19 protein-coding genes and 3 pseudogenes are annotated in these 20,793 nt (G+C 72.7%); 15 read left to right on the forward strand and 7 right to left on the reverse strand.

The genetic code is table 11. From position 1 onward, the window contains the following. From KV205_RS32705 to KV205_RS32730, 6 genes and pseudogenes are all read left to right on the forward strand, one after another. Window positions 1–1,563, forward strand: a pseudogene (locus tag KV205_RS32705) (hypothetical protein); the annotation flags it as partial. A 114-nt stretch (window positions 1,564–1,677) separates the two neighbouring features. Further along, window positions 1,678–2,613, forward strand: a complete 936-nt coding sequence (locus KV205_RS32710; RefSeq protein ID WP_128984664.1) for a cellulose-binding protein — start codon at window positions 1,678–1,680, stop codon at window positions 2,611–2,613. Window positions 2,614–2,688: 75 nt separating this feature from the next. Next, window positions 2,689–3,666 carry an ABC transporter ATP-binding protein gene (locus KV205_RS32715; RefSeq protein WP_265868484.1) on the forward strand — a complete coding sequence of 326 codons (978 nt, stop codon included), beginning with the start codon at window positions 2,689–2,691 and terminating at the stop codon, window positions 3,664–3,666. 3 nt (window positions 3,667–3,669) lie between these two features. Beyond that, window positions 3,670–4,449 (forward strand): ABC transporter permease, encoded by a 780-nt coding sequence (locus KV205_RS32720; protein ID WP_265868485.1) that lies wholly within the window; start codon window positions 3,670–3,672, stop codon window positions 4,447–4,449. A 214-nt stretch (window positions 4,450–4,663) separates the two neighbouring features. Continuing rightward, window positions 4,664–5,770, forward strand: a complete 1,107-nt coding sequence (locus tag KV205_RS32725; RefSeq protein ID WP_265868486.1) for an ATP-binding cassette domain-containing protein — start codon at window positions 4,664–4,666, stop codon at window positions 5,768–5,770. Further along, window positions 5,767–6,609: an ABC transporter permease gene (locus KV205_RS32730; RefSeq protein WP_265868488.1), complete on the forward strand. Its 843-nt coding sequence runs from the start codon at window positions 5,767–5,769 to the stop codon at window positions 6,607–6,609. Before KV205_RS32725 ends, KV205_RS32730 begins: the two co-directional genes overlap by 4 nt. 21 nt (window positions 6,610–6,630) lie before the next feature. On the opposite strand, the gene KV205_RS32735 is transcribed toward KV205_RS32730, so the two are convergent. Beyond that, window positions 6,631–6,957 (reverse strand): ATP/GTP-binding protein, encoded by a 327-nt coding sequence (locus KV205_RS32735; RefSeq protein ID WP_265868489.1) that lies wholly within the window; start codon window positions 6,955–6,957, stop codon window positions 6,631–6,633. A gap of 238 nt (window positions 6,958–7,195) precedes the next feature. Between KV205_RS32735 and KV205_RS32740 the strand changes: the two genes are divergently transcribed. Then, window positions 7,196–8,230, forward strand: a complete 1,035-nt coding sequence (locus tag KV205_RS32740; RefSeq protein ID WP_265868490.1) for an LLM class flavin-dependent oxidoreductase — start codon at window positions 7,196–7,198, stop codon at window positions 8,228–8,230. A gap of 139 nt (window positions 8,231–8,369) precedes the next feature. Here the strand turns inward: KV205_RS32740 and KV205_RS32745 are convergent, their stop codons facing one another. Next, on the reverse strand, window positions 8,370–8,762 hold the full coding sequence (locus tag KV205_RS32745; protein ID WP_265868491.1) for an SCO5389 family protein: 393 nt from the start codon (window positions 8,760–8,762) through the stop codon (window positions 8,370–8,372). 262 nt (window positions 8,763–9,024) lie between these two features. Here KV205_RS32745 and nucS point away from each other — a divergent pair, with 262 nt between their 5' ends. Next, window positions 9,025–9,696: an endonuclease NucS gene (gene nucS / locus KV205_RS32750; protein WP_265868492.1), complete on the forward strand. Its 672-nt coding sequence runs from the start codon at window positions 9,025–9,027 to the stop codon at window positions 9,694–9,696. Window positions 9,697–9,764: 68 nt separating this feature from the next. On the opposite strand, the gene KV205_RS32755 is transcribed toward nucS, so the two are convergent. The 3 genes from KV205_RS32755 to KV205_RS32765 all read right to left on the reverse strand — a co-directional run bounded on the left by KV205_RS32755 (window position 9,765) and on the right by KV205_RS32765 (window position 14,082). Beyond that, window positions 9,765–12,452: an ATP-binding protein gene (locus KV205_RS32755; RefSeq protein WP_265868493.1), complete on the reverse strand. Its 2,688-nt coding sequence runs from the start codon at window positions 12,450–12,452 to the stop codon at window positions 9,765–9,767. Between the two features lie 212 nt (window positions 12,453–12,664). Continuing rightward, entirely contained in the window at window positions 12,665–12,988 is a 324-nt protein-coding gene (locus KV205_RS32760) for an STAS domain-containing protein (protein WP_265868495.1), read from the reverse strand. 245 nt (window positions 12,989–13,233) lie between these two features. Further along, window positions 13,234–14,082, reverse strand: a complete 849-nt coding sequence (locus KV205_RS32765) for a 3-hydroxyacyl-CoA dehydrogenase family protein (protein WP_265868497.1) — start codon at window positions 14,080–14,082, stop codon at window positions 13,234–13,236. Between the two features lie 379 nt (window positions 14,083–14,461). On the opposite strand from KV205_RS32765, the gene KV205_RS32770 reads away from it, so the two are divergent. The 4 genes and pseudogenes from KV205_RS32770 to KV205_RS32780 all read left to right on the forward strand — a co-directional run bounded on the left by KV205_RS32770 (window position 14,462) and on the right by KV205_RS32780 (window position 17,232). Further along, window positions 14,462–15,205 carry a DMT family transporter gene (locus KV205_RS32770; protein ID WP_265868498.1) on the forward strand — a complete coding sequence of 248 codons (744 nt, stop codon included), beginning with the start codon at window positions 14,462–14,464 and terminating at the stop codon, window positions 15,203–15,205. Further along, on the forward strand, window positions 15,202–15,996 hold the full coding sequence (locus tag KV205_RS32775; RefSeq protein ID WP_265868499.1) for a hypothetical protein: 795 nt from the start codon (window positions 15,202–15,204) through the stop codon (window positions 15,994–15,996). The genes KV205_RS32770 and KV205_RS32775 overlap by 4 nt, the downstream gene beginning before the upstream one ends. Window positions 15,997–16,043: 47 nt before the next feature. Further along, window positions 16,044–16,274 (forward strand): annotated as a pseudogene (locus KV205_RS36630) (aminotransferase class V-fold PLP-dependent enzyme); the annotation flags it as partial. A gap of 55 nt (window positions 16,275–16,329) precedes the next feature. Continuing rightward, the gene (locus KV205_RS32780; protein WP_265868500.1) at window positions 16,330–17,232 is read left to right on the forward strand and encodes a cysteine desulfurase family protein; all 903 of its coding nucleotides are present in this window, start codon (window positions 16,330–16,332) and stop codon (window positions 17,230–17,232) included. Here KV205_RS32780 and KV205_RS32785 read toward each other — a convergent pair. Further along, entirely contained in the window at window positions 17,208–17,849 is a 642-nt protein-coding gene (locus KV205_RS32785) for a TetR/AcrR family transcriptional regulator (protein WP_265868501.1), read from the reverse strand. The two genes, KV205_RS32780 and KV205_RS32785, sit on opposite strands and share 25 nt — an antisense overlap. Before the next feature lie 81 nt (window positions 17,850–17,930). Between KV205_RS32785 and KV205_RS32790 the strand changes: the two genes are divergently transcribed. Genes KV205_RS32790 through KV205_RS32800 form a run of 3 tightly spaced genes read left to right on the forward strand, consistent with a single transcriptional unit; the run spans window position 17,931 to window position 20,078 of the window. Continuing rightward, window positions 17,931–18,704, forward strand: a complete 774-nt coding sequence (locus tag KV205_RS32790) for an ABC transporter ATP-binding protein (protein ID WP_265868502.1) — start codon at window positions 17,931–17,933, stop codon at window positions 18,702–18,704. A gap of 38 nt (window positions 18,705–18,742) precedes the next feature. Beyond that, window positions 18,743–19,492 carry an ABC transporter permease gene (locus tag KV205_RS32795; protein ID WP_265868503.1) on the forward strand — a complete coding sequence of 250 codons (750 nt, stop codon included), beginning with the start codon at window positions 18,743–18,745 and terminating at the stop codon, window positions 19,490–19,492. A gap of 13 nt (window positions 19,493–19,505) precedes the next feature. Next, a complete protein-coding gene (locus KV205_RS32800; protein ID WP_265868504.1) occupies window positions 19,506–20,078 on the forward strand; it encodes a cob(I)yrinic acid a,c-diamide adenosyltransferase in 573 nt (190 codons plus the stop codon). A 48-nt stretch (window positions 20,079–20,126) separates the two neighbouring features. On the opposite strand, the pseudogene KV205_RS32805 reads toward KV205_RS32800, so the two are convergent. Beyond that, window positions 20,127–20,750 (reverse strand): annotated as a pseudogene (locus tag KV205_RS32805) (hypothetical protein); the annotation flags it as partial. Window positions 20,751–20,793 lie beyond the last annotated feature (43 nt).

Consider the following 20,793-nt stretch of genomic DNA (forward strand, 5'->3'; position numbering starts at 1 on the left):
GGCGAACAGGTCCTCGACGAGGCCCGCCAGGCCGCCGACAAGCGCCGCGCCGACGCCGCCGAACAGGCCGACACCCTCGTGCGCGAGGCGACCGCCGAGGCGGAGCGGCTGACCGCCGACGCCGAGCGGCTCAAGGTGGAGGCCGAGCAGGTCAAGGCGGACGGCGAGGCCGAGGCCGAGGCCCTGCGGGCGGCCGCCCGCGCCGACGGCGAACAGGTCCTCGACGAGGCCCGCCAGGCCGCCGACAAGCGCCGCGCCGACGCCGCCGAACAGGCCGACACCCTGGTGGGCGAGGCGACGGCGGAGGCCGAGCGGATCACCGCCGAGGCGGCGGAGCTGCTCGAGTCGGCGGAGCAGGACGCGCAGCGGATCCGTACCGAGTCCGAGCAGGTCAAGGTGGACGGCGAGGCGCACGCGCAGGCGCTGCGCAGTGCCGCGCTCGCGGACGCCGACCGGATCCTGGACGAGGCCCGCAAGGCCGCGGACAAGCGCCGGGCGGACGCCGCCGAGCAGGCCGACACCCTGATCGGCGAGGCGACGGCGGAGGCCGAGCGGATCGGCGAGGAGGCGGCGCGCGTCCTCGACGAGGCCCGCGAGGCCGCCGACAAGCGCCGGGCGGACGCCGCCGAACAGGCCGACACCCTGGTCGGCGAGGCGACGGCGGAGGCCGACCGGATCGCCGCGGAGGCGGTACGGGTGCGGGCGGACGCCGAGGCCGCGGCCGAGGAGATGCGGGCCGACGCGCGCGCGGAGGCCGACCGGACGCTCGACGAGGCCCGGGAGGCGGGCGCGAAGAAGCGCGCGGACGCCGCCGAGCAGGCCGACCAGCTCATCGCCAAGGCCCAGGAGGAGGCGCTGCGCGCCACCACCGAGGCCGAGGAGCAGGCGGACACGATGGTCGGCGCGGCCCGCAAGGAGGCCGAGCGGATCGTCGCCGAGGCGACCATCGAGGGCAACTCGCTGGTGGAGAAGGCCCGTACGGACGCCGACGAACTCCTGGTCGGTGCGCGCTCGGACGCGACCGCCATAAGGGAGCGGGCGGAGGAGCTGCGCGGCCGGATCGAGGGCGAGATCGAGGAGCTGCACGAGCGGGCGCGGCGCGAGACGGCCGAGCAGATGAAGACGGCCGGCGAGCGGGTCGACAAGCTGGTGAAGGCCGCCGAGGAGCAGCGCGCCCAGGCCGACGAGAAGGCCAAGGAGCTGGTCTCGGAGGCGACTTCGGAGGCGAGCAAGGTCCGGATCGCCGCGGTGAAGAAGGCCGAGGCGCTGCTGAAGGAGGCCGAGCAGAAGAAGGCCTCGCTGGTCGCGGAGGCGGAGCGGATCAAGGCCGAGGCCGAGCGGGAGGCCGAGCAGACCGTCACGGAGGGCAAGCGCGAGCTGGATGTCCTGGTGCGCAGGCGCGAGAACATCAATGCCGAGATCTCCCGTGTCCAGGACGTGCTGGAAGCGTTGGAGTCTTTCGAGACCCCGTCGGCGGGCGGGAAGTCCGAGGGCCGGGACGGGGTCAAGGCCGGAGCTTCGACGGGGTCCACTCGTTCGGGGGGCAAGTCCTCCGGTAGCTAGCCACTCAAAAGGCTGGACATTCTCCAGATCAAACGGGCATACGCTCGATGACACGCCGCTTCGACCCCTAGGATTCCCCCTAACACCTCACCGGTCTCATTCGACAGGAACCCCATGAGCGACACTTCCTCCCCCTTCGGCTTCGAGCTCGTGCGGCGTGGTTACGACCGCGGTCAGGTGGACGACCGCATTACCAAGCTCGTCGCCGACCGTGACAGTGCTCTGGCCCGAATCACCTCTCTGGAAAAGCGCATCGAGGAGCTGCACCTCGAGACGCAGAACGCCCAGGCTCAGGTCACCGACGCGGAGCCGTCGTACGCCGGTCTCGGAGCGCGCGTCGAGAAGATCCTCCGGCTCGCCGAGGAGGAGGCCAAGGACCTGCGCGAGGAGGCCCGTCGCGCCGCCGAGCAGCACCGTGAGCTCGCCGAGTCGGCCGCCCAGCAGGTGCGCAACGACGCCGAGTCGTTCGCCGCCGAGCGCAAGGCCAAGGCCGAGGACGAGGGCGTCCGGATCGTCGAGAAGGCCCAGGGCGAGGCCAACTCGCTGCGCGCCGAGGCGCAGAAGGACGCGCAGTCGAAGCGCGAGGAGGCGGACGCGCTCTTCGAGGAGACCCGCGCCAAGGCCGCCCAGGCCGCCGCGGACTTCGAGACCAACCTCGCCAAGCGCCGCGAGCAGTCGGAGCGCGACCTGGCCTCCCGTCAGGCCAAGGCCGAGAAGCGTCTCGCGGAGATCGAGCACCGCGCCGAGCAGCTGCGCCTGGAGGCGGAGAAGCTGCGTACGGACGCCGAGCGCCGGGCCCGCCAGACGGTGGAGACCGCGCAGCGCCAGGCCGAGGACATCGTGGCCGACGCGAACGCCAAGGCCGACCGGATCCGTTCGGAATCGGAGCGCGAGCTGGCGGCGCTGACGAACCGCCGCGACTCGATCAACGCGCAGCTGACCAACGTCCGCGAGATGCTGGCCACGCTGACCGGTGCCGCGGTGGCGGCGGCCGGCTCCCCGATCGACGACGAGCGCACCGCGGGCGTCCCGGCCCAGCAGACCCGCTGAGCCCGTCACACCTTCGTAAGAGACCCCCTGTCATTCCGGTGGCGGGGGGTTTTGCGTGCCCTTAGGTTGGTACGCATGATCGAGCTGGAGGGTCTCACCAAGCGGTTCGGGTCGAAGACGGCGGTCGACCACCTCACCTTCACCGTGCGCCCCGGGGTGATCACCGGCTTCCTGGGGCCGAACGGGGCGGGCAAGTCGACGACGATGCGGATGATGCTCGATCTGGACAACCCGACGAGCGGGACGGTCCGGATCGACGGCAAGCACTACCGGGAGCTGCAGGAGCCGCTGAAGTACATCGGGGCGCTGCTCGACGCCAAGGCGATGCACGGCGGCCGCTCCGCGTACAACAACCTGCTGTGTCTGGCCCAGTCGAACAGGATTCCGGCCCAGCGGGTCTCCGAGGTGCTCGATCTGGTCGGTCTGACGGCGGTGGCGCGGAAGAAGTCGAAGGGCTTCTCGCTCGGTATGGGACAGCGGCTCGGAATCGCCTCCGCGTTGCTGGGCGATCCCGAGATCCTGATGTTCGACGAACCCGTCAATGGTCTGGACCCCGAGGGAATTCACTGGATCCGCAATCTGATGAAGGCGCTCGCCGCCGAGGGCCGGACGATCTTCGTTTCCAGTCATCTGATGAGTGAAATGGCGCTGACGGCCGATCATCTGATCGTGATCGGGCAGGGAAAGCTGCTCGCCGACACGTCGATGGCCGATTTCATCCAGCAGAATTCCCGGAGTTACGTACGGCTGCGCTCGCCGCAGCAGGAGCGGCTGCGGGACGTGCTGCACGCCAACGGTTTCGTCGCCGTCGAGGCGGGCGGCGGGGTCCTGGAGGTGGACGGCGCGACCACGGAGAAGCTGGGCGAGCTGGCGGCCTCGCAGCAGATCGTGCTGCACGAGCTGAGCTCCCAGCGGGCCTCGCTGGAAGAGGCGTTCATGCAGATGACGGCGGCCGCGGTGGAGTACCACGCGCACGGCACGGACATCCACGCCGGCGGCGACGCCGGGGACCCGGCAGGGCCCCGCTGGGGCGAGAGCTTCGAGGGAGCCTGATCGATGGCAGCGGTATCCGCGGTCCTGCAGTCGGAGTGGACCAAGATCCGGACGGTCTCGTCGACGGTGTGGACGCTGGCCAGCGCGCTCGTCGTGACGGTGGCGATGAGCGCGGCGCTGTCCGCGCTGCTCAAGTCGACCTTCGACGACCTGTCCGAGCTGGAGCAGGCCACCTTCGACCCGACCTTCGTGAGCTTCTCCGGGATGGTGCTCGGCCAGCTGGCGATGGTGGTCTTCGGTGTGCTCGTCGTCGGCACCGAGTACTCCTCGGGCATGATCCGCACCTCGCTCGCCGCCGTCCCGCAGCGGGCCGCCTTCCTCTTCTCGAAGATCGCGGTGGCCGGCGTGCTCGCGCTGGTCGTCGGTCTGGTGACCAGCTTCCTGTCCTTCTTCCTCGGGCAGGCGCTGCTCGGCGACCACCGCACCACGATCGGCGCGGACAACGTGCTGCGGGCGGTGGTCGGCGCCGGGCTCTACATGGCCCTGATCGCGCTGTTCTCGATGGGCGTGGCGACGATGCTGCGCTCCTCGATGCTGTCGCTCGGCATCCTGGTGCCGTTCTTCTTCCTGATCTCGCAGATCCTGTCAGCGGTGCCGAAGGCGAAGGAGGTCGCCCGCTACTTCCCGGACCAGGCCGGCTCCAAGATCATGCAGGTGGTGCCGGACGCGATGGGCTCGGAGAAGGCGCCGTACGGGCCGTGGGGCGGGCTCGGGATCATGGTGCTGTGGGTGGTGGCGGCGCTGCTCGGCGGCTATCTGGTGCTGAAGAAGCGGGACGCCTGACGGGACCCGGAGTCCTCCCTGAACCGGACCCGATCCGGACCCGATCCGGACCCGATCCGACCCTGACGCGTCCCTGGTTCTTCCCCCAGGTCTCGATTCCGCTTCGTCGGAACCGTAAACGGCTGGATAAGCTCTTCGCTCATACGGGGGGCCACGGCCACCGGCCACGACGCCCCGACGAGGACACGACCTGACCTGTCGATGGGGCTGGAGAATGATCGAGGCAGTCGGCCTGACCAAGCGCTACGGCGCGAAGACGGCCGTGTACAACCTTTCCTTCCAGGTGAGACCCGGCCATGTCACGGGCTTCCTGGGCCCCAACGGCTCGGGCAAGTCGACGACCATGCGCATGATCCTCGGCCTGGACATGCCGACCTCCGGCCATGTGACGATCGGCGGGCACCCCTTCCGGCAGCTGCCGAACGCGCCCCGGCAGGTCGGCGCGCTGCTCGACGCGAAGGCCGTGCACGGCGGCCGCAGCGCCCGCAACCACCTCCTGTCGCTCGCCCAGCTGGCCGGCATCCCGGCCCAGCGGGTCGACGAGGTGCTCGGCGTGGTCGGCCTGCAGGACGTCGCCCGGCGCCGCTCCAAGGGCTTCTCGCTCGGCATGGGGCAGCGGCTCGGCATCGCGGCGGCCCTGCTCGGCGACCCGCAGGTGCTGCTCTTCGACGAGCCGGTCAACGGTCTGGACCCCGAGGGCATCCTCTGGGTGCGCAACCTGATGAAGAAGCTGGCCGCCGAGGGCCGCACCGTCTTCGTCTCCAGCCACCTCATGAGCGAGATGGCGCTCACCGCCGATCATCTGATCGTGATCGGCCGCGGCCAGCTGCTCGCGGACATGAGCGTCAAGGACTTCATCTCGGCGAACTCGGCCGACTTCGCCCGGGTGCGCACCCCGCAGACCGAGCCGCAGCAGCGCGAGAAGCTGACCGCGGTGCTCACCGAGGCCGGCGGCCGGGTGCTCTCGGAGCCGGACGGCGCGCTGCGGGTGACCGGCCTCCCGCTGCCCCGGATCAGCGACCTGGCGCACGGGGCGGACGTCCGGCTGTGGGAGCTCTCCCCGCACCAGGCCTCGCTGGAGGAGGCGTACATGCGGATGACGCAGGGCGCCGTGGACTACCGCTCCACCGACGACCGGCTCGCGCACCTCCAGGCGCCGGTGCCGCCGCACCAGCTGCCGCAGGACCCGCAGGCGCAGTACGTGATCCCCGAGGTGCCGCAGCAGGGCTGGTACGCCCCGCCGCCGCCCGGACAGAACCCGTACGCCACCGCCCCGCAGGACCCGCAGCAGCCGGGCCAGAACCCCGAGGACGCCCGATGAGCAGCCCGACGCAGCCGATGAACGGGCCGGCGCCCGCCCCGTACGCGTACACCTCCCCCATCCCGGTCCGCCGGGCGCACCTCGGCGACGCGCTCGCCTCGGAGTGGACCAAGATCCGCTCGGTGCGCTCCACGATGTGGACGCTGGGGGTCATGGCGCTGCTGATGCTCGGCATCGGGCTCGCGGTCGGCGCGGTCGCCGCCGCCTCGATGTCCGAGTACTCGGAGGAGCCCGCGCTCGGGCTCGGCTTCTTCGGCGTCCTGCCGGCCTCGATCTGTGTGATCACCCTCGGCGTGCTGACCATCAGCTCCGAGTACGGCACCGGCATGATCCGGACCACGCTGACCGCCTGCCCGAGCCGCGGCCGGGTGCTCGCGGCGAAGGCGATCATCTTCTTCGTCCTGGTCTTCACGCTCGTCACGGTGCTCGCCGGCGTGGTCGGCGCGGCCCAGGTGTCGATGGTCGACGCGGCCACGCCGTCCGCCGGCGAGTGGCTGCGGGCCACCGTCGGCGTGGGGCTCTTCCTGTCGCTGCTCGGTCTGCTCGGGATGGGCATCGGCGCGATCGTGCGGCACTCGGCGGGCGCCATCACCGTGATGATCGGTGTGCTGCTGCTCCCGCTGGTGGCGGCCATGTTCATGTTCTCGGAGGCGCTGCGCTCGCTGCAGGCGGCGCTGCTCACGTACGCGCTGCCCTCGCAGATGATCGCGCTCTACAGCGAGACCGCGCCGTTCGAGGGGAAGGGTCCGGCCGGCTGGGAGCCGGTGCTCATCCTGTTCGGCCTCACGGCGGCCGTGCTCGGCGGCGCGTTCGCGCTGCTCAACAGCCGGGACGTGTGACCGCCACTCAGGATCGAGAGCTCAGTAGCGCGGCGCGTTGCGGGACCGCTGCACCCGGGTGGTGCGGCGGTCCTTCGCGTTCCAGCAGGCCTTGTGCCAGTGCCGGCGGTCGTCGACGCCGCCGTACTCGGGCCAGGCCACCAGGTGCGGGGCGCCCGGGGGGATCTCCTGGTCGCAGCCGGGGCAGCGGTAGCGCTTGCCCGGCGCGCTGGCGCCGGCGACGTGGCGGACGCACCACTCCTCGCCCTGCCAGGTCTCGGTGCTCTGCACACCGCCGTACCGGTCGCCCTGCTCGCTCTGCCGGTCGGGCTTCGCGCCGCCTCGGGGGCGGTTGTTCCGCGGGGACACTTCGGCACCTCGCTCGGGCTCGGGGACACGGACGGTTCCGTCCAGCGTACGGGCCGCGACGGGGTGTCCCGGCACGGGGCCGGGGGCGGATCAACGGAAAATCGCAAGAACTTCCCGCGGGGCCGTTGCCTTTGGCACGTGTCAGACGTTGTTGCCAGTACGAGGGGACGCGTGGGCGAAGTCCGCGTGGGCGAAGTCCGCGAGGGAGACCGCGCCGGGCCGCGAGGAGGCAGAAGCGATGCGCGTGGGTACGTTCGTGCTGGCCGCCCAGTTTCCGGGGCAGGGCCAGGGTGAGGCACTGCACCGGGCGGTGCGGACGGCGGAGGTCGCCGAGGAGGCGGGCCTGGACTCGGTCTGGCTGGCCGAGCACCACTTCGTGCCGTACGGGGTGTGTCCCTCGGCGATCACCCTGGCCGCCCTGCTGCTCGGCCGGACCCGCCGGCTCCGGGTGGGCACGGCGGTCAGCGTGCTGCCGACCGTCCACCCGGTGGCCCTGGGCGAGCAGGCCGCGATGCTGCACGTGACCTCCGGGGGCAGGTTCACCCTCGGGGTGGGACGCGGCGGCCCGTGGATCGACCTGGAGGTGTTCGGCGCGGGACTGCCCGCGTACGAACACGGGTTCCCCGACTCCCTCGACCTGCTGCTGCGCTGGCTGACCGAGCCGAGCGTGGGCGCCCGGGGCGAGCGGTTCTCCTTCCGCGAGGTGGCGGTCGTGCCGCGCCCCGGCGAGCTGATCGGCGGACCGGCCGCCCCCGAGGTGGTGGTCGCCTGCACCTCGCGGAACAGCGTGCGGCTCGCGGCCGAGCGCGGCCTTCCGATGCTGCTCGGCATGCACTGCGGCGACGAGGAGAAGGCCGAGATGGTGGCCTGCTGGGAGCGGGCCGCGCGGGAGGCCGGACGCACCCCGGACGAGATCGCGGAGATCGGCGCCGGCCATGTCTCGGCGGGCGTGGTCCAGCTGGCGGACCGTACGGCGGAGGCCTCGGAGGCCTTGGTGAAGGCGATGCCGGGCTGGCTGAAACAGGGTCTCGACGCTCATGTCACGGTGGACGGCAGGTTTCGATCGATGCGGGACCCCGTGGCGTACACCGAGCTGCTGTGCGGGCTTCACCCGGTGGGCAGCCCCCGGCTCGCGGCGGACCGGCTCGCGGCGACCGCGGAGCGCACGGGCATCACCCGCTTCGCGCTGCTCGCGGAGGGTTCCGGCGATCTGGCCGGCACGGAGGAGAACCTGCGGCGCCTGGGCTCCGAGGTGCTTCCGCTGCTCGTCTGACATGGGTGGTGAGGGGACTCTCCGGGGGTGACGGCGAAGTGACGGCCGGCGAAGTGACGACCGGCGAAGTGACGACCGTGCCGCCGCGTCCGCGATCAGTGAAGCTCTCCCGCGACGCGGAGCGGCGGCACCAGGCCTGTCAGCAGTCGCGCAGTTCCGGCGACTGGTTGAGAAGCTGCGCCCGTACGGACGTGAAGCGGGCGAGCCGCTCGTCGACCGACGGGTCCAGCGGGAAGACCGCCACCCGGTGGCAGTTCTGGAAAGCGAGGCGTACCCCGAAGTGCCGCTGCAGCGCACCACGGATGGCATCGCTCGCGAGAGCGCGCAGCAGCTGACCACGTGCCTGCTCGTCCGGCGGCGGCGTCTGGTTGTCGGCGAAGTCTCCGCCGTCGACCTTCAGCTGGGCCACCAGAGAACTGATCATCTCCCATGCGAAGGGCAGGGAGGTCCGGACGCAGTCGACGAAGGCGGCTTCGTCGACCTCGCCTCGCTCGGCCTGTTCCAACAGGTCCGGTGAGACGTCGAGCGACATGGGTTCTCCTCTCGCGACCCCGGCGGGCGGGGTCTTGCGGGCAGGGACGGGTGGCAGTCGTCGCGCACGCAGCGTGCACGGACGACGACCTCCTGTCCTCCACGGTAAGCGCCGGGTCCTGCCCGCACCAGGAGAATGGGCGCACAACCGGCCAATAAGTGACGGTGGTTGGGCGCACGCGCCGCGGGCGCCGGGCGGACACCGGCGCCCGCCCGGCGCCCGAATCGCGTGGAGGCTCGTCCGTCTTGTAGCGTTGCGGACCATGCGTCTCGTCATTGCCCGCTGTTCCGTGGACTACGCGGGCCGGCTCACGGCCCACCTGCCCTCCGCTCCCCGTCTGATCCTCGTCAAGGCAGACGGCAGCGTCTCGATCCACGCGGACGACCGGGCGTACAAACCGCTCAACTGGATGTCCCCGCCGTGCACCCTCAAGGAGGGCGTCAACGGCGAGGAGGGCATCTGGACCGTGATCAACAAAGCGGGCGAGAAACTGATCATCACGATGGAGGAGATCCTCCACGACTCCTCGCACGAGCTGGGCGTCGACCCGGGTCTGATCAAGGACGGCGTGGAGGCGCACCTCCAGGAGCTGCTCGCCGACCGCATCGAGACCCTGGGCGAGGGCTGGACCCTGATCCGCCGCGAGTACCCGACGGCGATCGGCCCGGTGGACATCCTGTGCCGGGACTCCGACGGCGGCACGGTCGCGGTGGAGCTCAAGCGGCGCGGCGAGATCGACGGCGTGGAGCAGCTGACCCGCTATCTGGAGCTGCTGAACCGCGACCCGCACCTGGCGCCGGTGAAGGGCATCTTCGCGGCGCAGGAGATCAAGCCGCAGGCCCGGGTGCTCGCGAACGACCGCGGCATCGACTGCGTGGTGCTCGACTACGACGCGCTGCGGGGCATCGAGGACGACAAGCTGCGCCTGTTCTGACGCGCTTCCTGTTGTACGGGTGAGGGCCCGGGTGCGAGTGATCGCGCCCGGGCCTTCGGCGTATTCCGTCAGAGGGTGGGGGCGGTCGAGTTCGTGGAGGCGGAGTTGCTGGGGCCCTCGGCGGTGCCGGTGGGAGCCGTCGTCGTCGGCGTGGGCGGCGGCGTGGTCGTGGGCGGCGGAGTCGTCGTGGCCGTCGGCGGCGGCGTCGTGGGCTGCGTCGTCTTCGTCGGCGAGGTCGTCGGCTTCGGCGGCTTCGTCGTCGCTGTCCTGCTCGGCGTCGGGCTGCCCGTCGCCGTCGGCGAGCCGGTCGGCGTCGGCGAGGTGCCGGCGGTGCCGGTCGCGCCCGGGCTCGGGGTGCCGGTCGCGGTCGGGGACGCCGGGTCGGCGGGGCTCGTTGTCGCGTCCTCGGTGGGCTCGGCGTCGTCGCCGCCGCCGTCGTCGAGGCCGGCGTCCTGGGTCGCGGTGCTGTCGGAGGTGACCGTGCCGGTGCCCGGGTCGTCGGCGTCGCCGGAGGTGAGGCCGAGGGTGACCACGGTGCCGAGGACGGCGACGAGTACGGCGCCCGCGCCGACGGCGGCGAGATTGCGGCGGGCCCCGGTGAGGAGGCCCTTGCGCAGGCCGCCGCCCTTGGCGGGCTCGCGGTCGTCGGGCGGGCCGACGACGACGGTCGCGGGCTCGTCGGTGAACGACGCGAAGGCGTCCAGGGAGGCCGAGGAGCCGGCCATGGGGCGCGCCGGGGCCGGCGAGGCGAGGTCCGGGAAGGCGGGCTTCACGGGCAGCGGGGCGGCCGCGGGTATGCCGCGCGGCGGCGAGGCGGGGCCCTCGCGGCGCGGCAGCGGCGCGGTGCGGGCGGTCGGCCCGGCGGACTTCCCGCCCGGCTGACCGGCCGGCCGGCCGCCCTGCTGTCCGGTCGGCTGTCCGATCGACGGTCCGATCGAGGGTCCGGTCTTCGGCAGGGGCGTGGTCTTCGCGAACGAGGCCGGCTCGGGCTCGGCGTCCACCGGGGCGGCCTGGCCGGTGAGGTCGGCGACCAGGGCGAGGGCGCGGCGGCCGGCGACGGTGCCGCGCTTGTCGGCGAGGGCGCCGCGCATGCCGATGGAGGCCTCCAGCTCGGCGCGGGCCCGCTGGAGACTGCCGCGGCAGAGCGCGAGGACGCCCAACTCGTGGTGGAACCAGGCCTCTTCGGCGACCTCGCCGGCCTGGCGGGCGGCGCCCTGGCCGCCGCGCAGGGCCCGCTCCCAGGCGCTCCAGTGCAGGCCCGCGGCGAAGGCGGGGGCGGCGGCGCGGGCGAGCAGGACGGCGGTGGCCGGGTGTTCGGGGGCGGTGCCCGGGGACAGCGCGGCAAGGGCGGCGAGCAGCGAGTCGGCCTCGGCGGTCGCGCGCTCGGGGGTGACCGAGGGGTGGCCGGCCCACCAGGCGTAGTGCTGGGCGACGGCGTGGGCGCGGCCGAGCGGGTCGGGCTCGTAGTTCTGGGCGACCAGCTGGGTGAGGACGCCGGCGGCGAGGCGGTAGCGGGTGCCGACCGGGGAGAGCAGTCCGCAGGCCATGAGTTCGCCGACGGCGGCGTCGGCGTGGGTGTCGCCGACGAGCGCGGGCAGATGGGCCTGGTGCGGGACCTCGCCGCCGAGGGCGACGGCGAGCCGCAGGGTGTCCTGGGCGGCGCGGCTGAGCCGGGAGGCGAGCAGCACGGCGGGGGCGGCGCCCTCGCCGAGGCTCGGCAGCGGCACCTCGCGCAGTTCGACGTCGGGGTCGTCGACGCCGGCGGCCGGAGCCGGAGCCTGGGCGGTGCTGCCGTTGGTGCCGCCGCCGGGGTTGCCGAAGGCCTCCTCCAGGGCACCGAAGGCGTCGAACTCGGCGGGGCCGACGCGCAGCCGGTCGCGCTGCCGGAGCAGGGCGCCCGCCTGGACGAAGCGGAGCGGCAGGCCCTCGGACTCGAACCAGAGGTCGCCGGCCCAGTTGACCTCGTCGTCGGTGAGGGCGCGGCCGGTGGCGTGCTCCAGGAGCTCGACGGCGGCGGCGCGGGCGAGTCCGGTCAGGGCGACCTCTTCGAGGCCGGCCTCGGCCGAGGGCGCGGCTGTGTCCGGGGTGGCGCCGAAGAGGAAGGCGCAGTCGGGGGTGGCGGCGAGCAGTTCGTCGAGGGCGGCGCCGCCGAACTCCAGGTCGTCGACGACGACGATGGCGCCGATGCGGCGGACCTCCAGGAGGAGTTCCTCGCGGTCGGGCCGGAAGCCGGGGGCGTACTGGACGGCGTGGAAGAGCTCGTACAGGAGGTCGGTGGGCGTGCGGTGGTGGCCGGAGAGCCGGACGACGCCGTCGGGGGCGACCTTGCCGCACTCGGCGGCGACCGCGTCGAGGAGCCGGGTGCGGCCGGAGCCGGCGGGGCCGGTGAGCCGGGCGGAGCGGCCCCGGGTGAGGTGCTGTACGAGGGTGTCGCGCTGCTCGTCGCGTTCGAGCAGCGGCAGGGCGGGCGCCGCGGGGCCCGGCGGTACGGGCGGGGCGGCGGCGCGGGCGGCCTCGGCGCGCTCCGGCGCGGTCCTGCGCCGCGGTGCCTTCGGCTGATCCGCGGGCGGACACACCTCGATCTCGCTGCCGTCGAGCGGGTTGACGGTGAGCAGGAGGCCGCCGGAGACCAGCCGGGCGGTGCGCACGCGGGCGGGGGCGGTGGACACGGGGGCGGGTGCGGCGGGGCCGGGGCGCACGTCCTCGCCCTCGGCGGCGTGACCGTATTCCTCGGGTCCCCGGTTGATCGGGTCCATGGTCCAAGCTCCCAAGCGGCGGGCGATGTGCAGGCGAGCCGACCCTAGACGGTTGTCCGGGTCCCGTGAACATCCGGGGGGCGGTGGAGACCAAGACGTCACGGTCTTGTGAGGATTGGGTGTGACGCGTGGTTCGCACAGGTGCTTCACAGCCGCGTGTCACGGCCGTGACCTGTGTGCCAGGGAGTGTTCGATCAGACGCGAGGAAGCGATCAGACGCGAGGAAGCGATTCCGCTGCGAGCCCGCCCTCGATCGCGAGGATGCGGTGCAGCCGGGTGGCGACGAGGAGGCGCTGCATCTGCGGCGGCACTCCGCGGAGCACGAGCCGGCGGCCGCAGCGGCCGGCCCGCCGGTGGGCGCCCATGATGACGCCGAGTCCGGTGGCGTCCCAGGAGTCGAGGCCGGTCAGGTCGAGCACGAGGTCGCCGACTCCGTCGTCGACCGCCGTGTGCAGGACCGTTCGGGCGTCAGCCGCGCTGCGGACGTCGAGGCGGCCCCCGACGACCAGCTCGGCGTCGTCGCCCCTGATGTGCATATGCGCTCCCCGAGAGTGCTCCGTGTCGTGTGCCCGTCTTCGCAACGCTTGACTGTCTGACTGCCGCATCGGCAGAAGCGTTGCGCCTTGTAAGCGAACCGATATCGAAATTCACCCCTGGGGGCGATGGCGCCGGGGCGGTCGGACCCCAGTGCGGGAATCGGTGCGCCACCCCGGCGGCAGGGCGCGCCGTGCGGAGCGCCCTGGGGCGCGCCTGGTGGAGCGCCCCGTGTCCGGTCGAGGTGTCAGTACGTGTAGAAGCCCTGCCCGCTCTTGCGGCCGATGTCACCCGCGTCCACCATCCGGCGCATCAGCTCCGGCGGCGCGAACTTCTCGTCCTGGGACTCCGTGTAGATGTTGTTCGTGGCGTTGACGAGGATGTCGACGCCGGTGAGGTCGGCGGTGGCGAGCGGGCCCATCGCGTGACCGAAGCCCAGCTTGCAGGCGATGTCGATGTCCTCGGCGGTGGCCACGCCCGACTCGTAGAGCTTGGCGGCCTCGACGACGAGCGCCGAGATGAGGCGGGTGGTGACGAAGCCGGCCACGTCGCGGTTGACGACGATGCAGGTCTTGCCGACGGACTCGGCGAACTCCCGTGCGGTGGCGAGGGTCTCGTCGCTGGTCTTGTAGCCGCGGACGAGCTCGACGAGCTGCATCATCGGGACCGGCGAGAAGAAGTGGACGCCGACCACGGCCTCCGGACGCTCCGTCACCGCGGCGATCTTGGTGATCGGGATGGCGGAGGTGTTGGAGGCGAGGACCGCGCCGTCCTTGGCGATCTTGTCGAGGGAGCGGAAGATCTCGTGCTTGACCTCCAGCTTCTCGAAGACGGCCTCGACCACGATGTCGGCGTCGGCGACGGCGTCGAGCTCGGTGGTGGCGGTGATCCGCCCGAGCGCGGCCTCGGCCTCGGCGGCCGCCATCTTCCCCTTGGCGACGAAGCGCTCGTACGAGGTCTTGACGGCGTCCGTGCCCCGGGTCAGCGCGGCGTCGGTGACGTCGCGCAGCACGACGTCCCAGCCTGCCTGGGCCGAGACCTGCGCGATGCCGGACCCCATGAGTCCGGCTCCGATGACGGCGAGCTTCCTGGCCACTACTTCCACCCCTCGATGCCTCAACAACTGTTCACTTCTGGCTCTTCGGCGGAGATTAGCGGGCGGCGGGCGCCATGTGACCGCTAAGTAAGCCACGTCACGCCCGGTTTGACGGACGTCACACTCACGACACCCCCGGCTTGGCCGGATCCGCGTCACGATATACCCCCTGGGGGTATAGAGTCTGCTGGGAGTCGAGTGACGAACGGGAGGAGGCCGCCATGCGCCGGTTCGCCCCGCGCGCCGTCCAGGCGCCGCTGCTGCTGTTGACCGGCATGGTCAGCCTTCAGTGCGGCACGGCGTTCGCCAAGACACTTTTCGCCCACATCGGACCTCATGCCGCGACCCTGCTGCGGCTGTTGATCTCCGCCGCGCTGCTGTGTCTGTTCTCCCGGCCCGCCGTACGGCTGCTGCGCAGCCACTGGCGGCTGCTCCTGCCGAGGCGACCTCCCGGCTCCCGCTCGGCGTGGTGGTCACCATCGAGTACAGCGGGCCGCTGCTACTCGCCGCGCTCACCTCGCGGCGGGCGCTCGACCGCCTGTGGGTGCTGCTCGCCGCCGCCGGGCTGCTCGTCCTGGGCGGCACCCGGGGTCTGGACGACCCGGTCGGCCTCGCCGCCGCGCTGCTCACCGGGGCGGCGCTGACCGGCTACATCCTGCTCGGCGCCCGGGTCGGGCGGGCCGTGCCGGGCGGCGCGGGCCTGGCCCTCGGGCTCACCGTCGCCGCCGTGCTCGCGCTGCCCACCGCCCCGCTGCTCGGCATCCCGCCGCTCGGCGCCCTCCTGGAGCCGGCCGTGCTCGGCGCGGCGCTCGCCGTGGCCGTACTGACCACGGTGATCCCGTTCTCGCTGGAGTTCGCCGCGCTGCGGCGGCTGCCGCCCCGGGTCTTCGCCGTGCTCTCCACGGTCGAGCCGGTCATCGCCGCGCTGGCCGGCCTCGCCCTGCTCGGCGAGCACCTCTCGGGCGCCCAGTGGGCCGCCGTGCTGTGCGTCGTCGGCGCCGCGCTCGGCACCGGCATCGGCGCGGCCGGCGCCGGCGCGGAGCCCACGCCACCCGCGTCCCCCTCCCCCGCACCAACCGATCGATCCCCTTCCCGGAAAGAGAACGGAGTGCACCAGACATGAGCCTGACGACCCTTCACACGAGCACGAGCACGAGCACGGCCGCGACCGAGGCCGCCGCCGCCCGCGTCGCGCCCCTCCTGGAGACCGTCTCCCGCACCACCCGCTCGGCCGTCCTGATCGCCGGCGGCTACTTCGACACGGCCGCCGGCATCGGCGCCTTCTCACGGAACTCCTTCGCCCTGGGCCTGGAGACCGGCCGCGCGGCCCGCCGGCTGCACCGCGGCAACAAGGTGGTCCACGACGTCATCGTCAACGACCTCGGCATGTCCTGTTCCACCGACGTCTGCACGGTCCCGGCCCCGGGCTCGCCCGCCCCCGAGGCGCTCGACCTCGCCCCGCTCGACGCGGCCGCCGCCGCGGCCGGGGTCGCGTACTCCGTCACCCGCGAACGCACCCTGCGCAACCGCGCCGCCCGCGCGATGAAACCGGCGCTGCGGGCACCGGAACTCGACCCGCCGTTCGCCCGCGAGGGCGACGAGATCCTGTTCCGCTCCCGGACGTACGCCAAGGTGCTCGCCGGTGTCATGAAGGACGACCACGTGGTGCCGCGCTGCCCGCTGATCGTCGCCGAGTACTTCGCCCGCTACTTCGCGCGCCTTCGCGCCTTTCCCGACTGCGCCCGCCGCCATGTCATCGACATCAACTCGCTCGCCGACCGGGACAAGGTGACCAAGGGCGCGGAGATCTATCTGCGCACCCAGGGCACCCCCGAGGAGGAGATCGTGCTGGTCTTCGCCGACGCGGAGTGCACGGATCCGATCGCCCTGCCGTACACCGCGCAGGACTTCTGAGCATCCGTCACACGGCAATCCGTCATACAGCGCGAGGGGACAGCGACATGGCAACGATCTATCTCGACCACCAGGCGACCACCCCGATGGACCCGGCGGTCGCCGCGGCGATGCTGACGGCCGCCACCGAGTGCTTCGCCAATCCGTCCAGCCCGCACGCGGCCGGCATCCGGGCCTTCCGCGAGGTCGAGCGGGCCCGCGGCACGGTGGCCCGGTTCCTCGGGGCGGGGCGCAGCGAGATCTACTTCACCTCGGGCGCGACCGAGGGCAACAACCTGGCGGTCAAGGGGCGGCGGGCCGGACGCCGCCCGGCCGCCGGCCCGGCCGCGGCATGTGATCACCACGGCGGTGGAGCACAAGTCCGTGCTCGACACCTGCCGTTCGCTGCGCGCGGCGGGCCACGAGGTGACCGTGCTCCCGGTGGACGCGGCGGGCCGGGTGGACCCGGCGGCGGTGGCGGCGGCGTTACGCCCCGAGACCGCCCTGGTATCGGTGATGCTGGCGAACAACGAGATCGCGACGGTCCAGCCGGTGGCCGCGATCGCCGAGCTCACCCGGGCGGCCGGGGTGCCGCTGCACTGCGACGCGACCCAGGGCGTCGGCACGCTCGCGGTGGACGTGCGCGCGCTCGGCGTGGACCTGCTGACCTTCTCCGGGCACAAGATCTACGGCCCCAAGGGCGTGGGCGTGCTCTACGTGTCGAACGCGCTGTCCGACCGGGCCCCGCTGGCGCCGCTGCTGCACGGCGGCGGCCAGGAGCGCGGGCTGCGGGCGGGCACCCTCAACACCGCGGCGGTGATCGGTCTGGCGACGGCGGTCGAGCTGCTCGCGGCGGGCCGCGAGCGGGAGGCGGCGCGCCTCGCCGGCCTGCGGGCCTGGTTCCTCGCGGAGCTGGCCGGGCTCGTGCCGTACACGCTCAACAGCGGGACGGACGAGGGCTTCCTGCCGCAGGCGGTGAACCTGTCCTTCGCGGGCGCGGACGCGCAGCAGCTGCTCCTGGAGGTGACGGAGGTGGCCGTGTCCTCGGGCTCGGCGTGCAACAGCTCCGCGCAGGAGCCCTCGCACGTGCTGTCCGCGATCGGGCTGGCGCCGGAGCGGATCCGGGGCAGCATCCGGGTGGGCTTCGGCCGGTTCTCCACGGAGGAGGAGGCGGTACGGGCGGCCCGCGCGCTCGCGGCGGGGGTACGGGCCTCCGGCGGCGTGGCAGCGGCTCAGCCGGCCGGGCGCACCGCGTAGTCGAGCACGGCCGCGCTGAGCAGGTCCTCGATCTCGTCGAGCAGGTCGAGGGCCTCGCGGGAGACCTCGTTCGCCTTGTGCCCGGAGGTCATCCGGTCGCTGATGAACTCGACGACGGCGCCCTGGATCCAGGCGATCTGGCCGCCGACGAGCAGCGGCATCGGGTCGTCGGGCCCGGTGCCGGCCTCCTCGCGCAGGGCGGCGACGGTGGTCCGGCGGACCTCCTGCTGGAGGGCCATGAGCCGGGCCTGGAGGGTGGGGGCCTCGTCGATCACCCGCATGAAGTCGGCGTAGCCGTCCATGAGTCCGTACGCGGGCGAGACGGCGGCGAGATGGCCGCGGATCTCGCGGAGCACGGCCCGGGCGGCGGACTCGCCCGGGTCGCGGCCGCGGATCATCCGGGCGAGGCGGTGGGCGACGCCCTCCATCCGGTCGAGGAAGAGGTCCTCCTTGGCCGGGAAGTAGTTGTAGACGGTGTTGACGGAGACGTCGGCGGCCTCCGCGATCTCCGCCACCGTCACGGCCTGGAAGCCGCGCTCCAGGAAGAGCCCGGTCGCGATGTCCGAGATCCGCTGTTTCGTCTGGCGCTTCTTGCGCTCCCTCAGCCCTTCAGCCATGCGCTCATCCTAGGCAGCCGTGCACCTCCTTGAATTTTGGAGGCGTTGCAAAATTCCAGTGACTCTGTTTTTGTAGTCACTATGGCAATCATCAGTGCGTCCGGGCTCTCCCGGACCTTCCGCACGCCACGGGGCGAGGTGCACGCGGTCCGCGGCATCGACCTCACCGTCCGCCCCGGCGAGATCCTCGGCTTCCTCGGCCCGAACGGCGCCGGCAAGTCCACGACCCTGCGCATGCTCAGCACCCTGCTCCCGCCCACCGGCGGAGCCGCCACCGTCGCCGGCCACGACCTGCTGCGCGACCCCGTCGGCGTCCGCCGGAAGATCGGGTACGTCGCCCAGGGCGGCGGCGTCGACCCACAGGAGACCGTGCGCTCCGAACTCGTCCTCCAGGGACGGCTCTACGGGCTCCCGCGCGCCGAGGCCGCGGCCCGGGCCGGCGAACTCGCCCGCGACCTCGACCTCACCGAGCTCCTCGACCGGAGCACCACCGCGCTCTCCGGCGGCCAGAAGCGCCGGCTCGACCTCGCCCTCGGCCTGACCCACCGCCCCGCGCTGCTCTTCCTCGACGAGCCGACCACCGGCCTCGACCCCGGCAGCCGGGCCGCCCTGTGGGCGCTTGTGCGGCGGCTGCGCGACGAGCACGGCACCACCGTCGTCCTCACCACCCACTACCTCGACGAGGCGGACGCCCTCGCCGACCGGCTGGTGATCATCGACCGGGGCGTCGTCGCCGCCGAGGGCTCCCCCGCGGCGCTCCGCGCCGAGCACGGCGCGGACACCCTCCAGGACGCCTTCCTCGCCATCACCGGGCGCGGCCCCGCGCCCGTCGACACCACCCCCGTCGCCGTCTGACCGCCGCCCGACCGGATCACACTCCAGGAACCCACGCGATGCTTCTCCACGACACCGCGGTCCTCTTCGGCCGCTACGCCCGGCAGACCTTGCGCTCGCCGTTCCAGATCTTCTTCGGCGCGCTGATGCCGCTGCTCTACCTGTTCTTCTTCGGCCCGCTGCTCACCGGCCTCCCGCTCGGCCGCGAGGGCGACGCCTGGCAGGTCCTGGTGCCGGGGCTGCTGCTCCAGCTCGGCCTGTTCGGGGCCTCGTTCGCCGGCTTCGCCGTCATCATGGAGAAGAACTGGGGCGTCCTCGAACGCATGCGGGTCACCCCGGTCAGCCGCCTCGCGCTGCTGCTCGGCCGGACCCTGCGGGACACCGCCCTCTTCCTCTTCCAGGCCGTCCTGCTTGTCCTCGCCGCCCTGCTCATGGGCCTGCGGGCGCCGCTCGCCGGCGTCCTCATCGGCTTCGGCTTCGTCGCCCTGCTGACCTTCTCGCTCGCCTCGCTCTCGTACGTCCTCGCGCTGCGGCTGCCCAGCCCGCAGGAGTTCGGCCCGGCGATCAACACCCTGGCCATGCCCTCGATGCTGCTGTCCGGCCTGATGCTCCCGATGGCCCTCGCGCCCGGCTGGCTCGACGTGCTCTCGCACTTCATGCCGTTCCGCTATCTGGTGGACGCCGTACGGGACGCGTACGTGGGGCACTACGCGACCCCGACGATGCTGTACGGCCTCCTCGCCGCGGCCGGACTCGTGACGCTCGCCGTGACGGTCGGCACACGGACGTTCCGCGGGGCCCAGGCGTAACTACGCTGGACTCATGGTCAATCTGACGCGCATCTACACCCGCACCGGCGACCAGGGCACCACCGCCCTCGGCGACATGAGCCGGACCGCCAAGACCGATCTGCGGATCTCGGCCTACGCCGACGCCAACGAGGCCAACGCCGTCATCGGCACGGCCATCGCCCTCGGGCAGCTCGACGAGGACGTGGTGAAGGTCCTCGTCCGCGTGCAGAACGACCTGTTCGACGTGGGCGCCGACCTGTCCACCCCGGTGGTGGAGAACCCGCAGTACCCGCCGCTGCGCGTCGAGCAGTCGTACATCGACAAGCTGGAGGCGGACTGCGACCTCTTCCTGGAGCGGCTCGACAAGCTGCGCTCCTTCATCCTGCCCGGCGGCACGCCCGGCGCGGCGCTGCTGCACCAGGCGTGCACGGTGGTCCGGCGGGCCGAGCGGTCCACGTGGGCGGCGATGGAGGTGCACGGGGAGACCATGAACCCGCTCACCGCCACGTACCTCAACCGGCTCTCAGACCTGCTCTTCATCCTTGCGAGGATCGCCAACCGGGAGGTCGGGGACGTCCTGTGGGTGCCAGGCGGGGACCGCTGACGGGGACACCGACGCACCCTGCTGCCGGGGGTCCGGGGGTTGTCCCCCGGGGGATGCAGCATCCTTGCCCGGGTGGCGAACCGCGAGGTCGGGGACGTGCTCTGGGTCCCGGGCGGGGACCGCTGACGGTTCCGCCTCCTTGGGCGCCTTCTTCGGCCAGAGCGCGTACGAGAGCGCGATCACGCCGTGGATGCCGGCCGCCCGCCAGGCGGTCCCGATCCAGGCCCACAGCGACTCGGTGTTCCCGTCGGGGCCGACGTACCGGATGGCGAGGAGCAGCAGGCCGGAGGCGACGGCCGCGGCGAGCACCGAGCCCAGCCACACCTTGCCCTCGTGGCGGGCCCGGGCCATGCCGTAGCGCGGCGGCTTCACCGGCGGCGGGCCGCCCGCGAGGCGGTGGGCGGCGTGGCCGTCGAGCCACTTCACCGTGCGGTGGCCGTGGCCGACGGTGTAGCCGATATAGAGCGCGGCGAGGCCGTGCTTCCAGCTGGGGTCGGCGCCGTTCTTCAGGTCGACGGCCGTCACCACCAGGAGCAGCACCTCCAGGAGCGGCTCGCAGAGCAGCAGCGCGAGGCCGGTGCGCGGCATCCGCAGCAGATAGCGGGCGGCGAGTCCGGCGGCGAGCAGGACCCAGAAGCCGACCTCGCAGATCACGATCAGCGTGACGATCACGGGACTCCCCTTTCGGTACGTCTCCAGGCTTCCGTGCGGACGG

Origin of the sequence: Streptomyces sp. SKN60 (genome assembly GCF_026236535.1) — a bacterium.
In the GTDB taxonomy this organism is placed as follows: domain Bacteria; phylum Actinomycetota; class Actinomycetes; order Streptomycetales; family Streptomycetaceae; genus Streptomyces.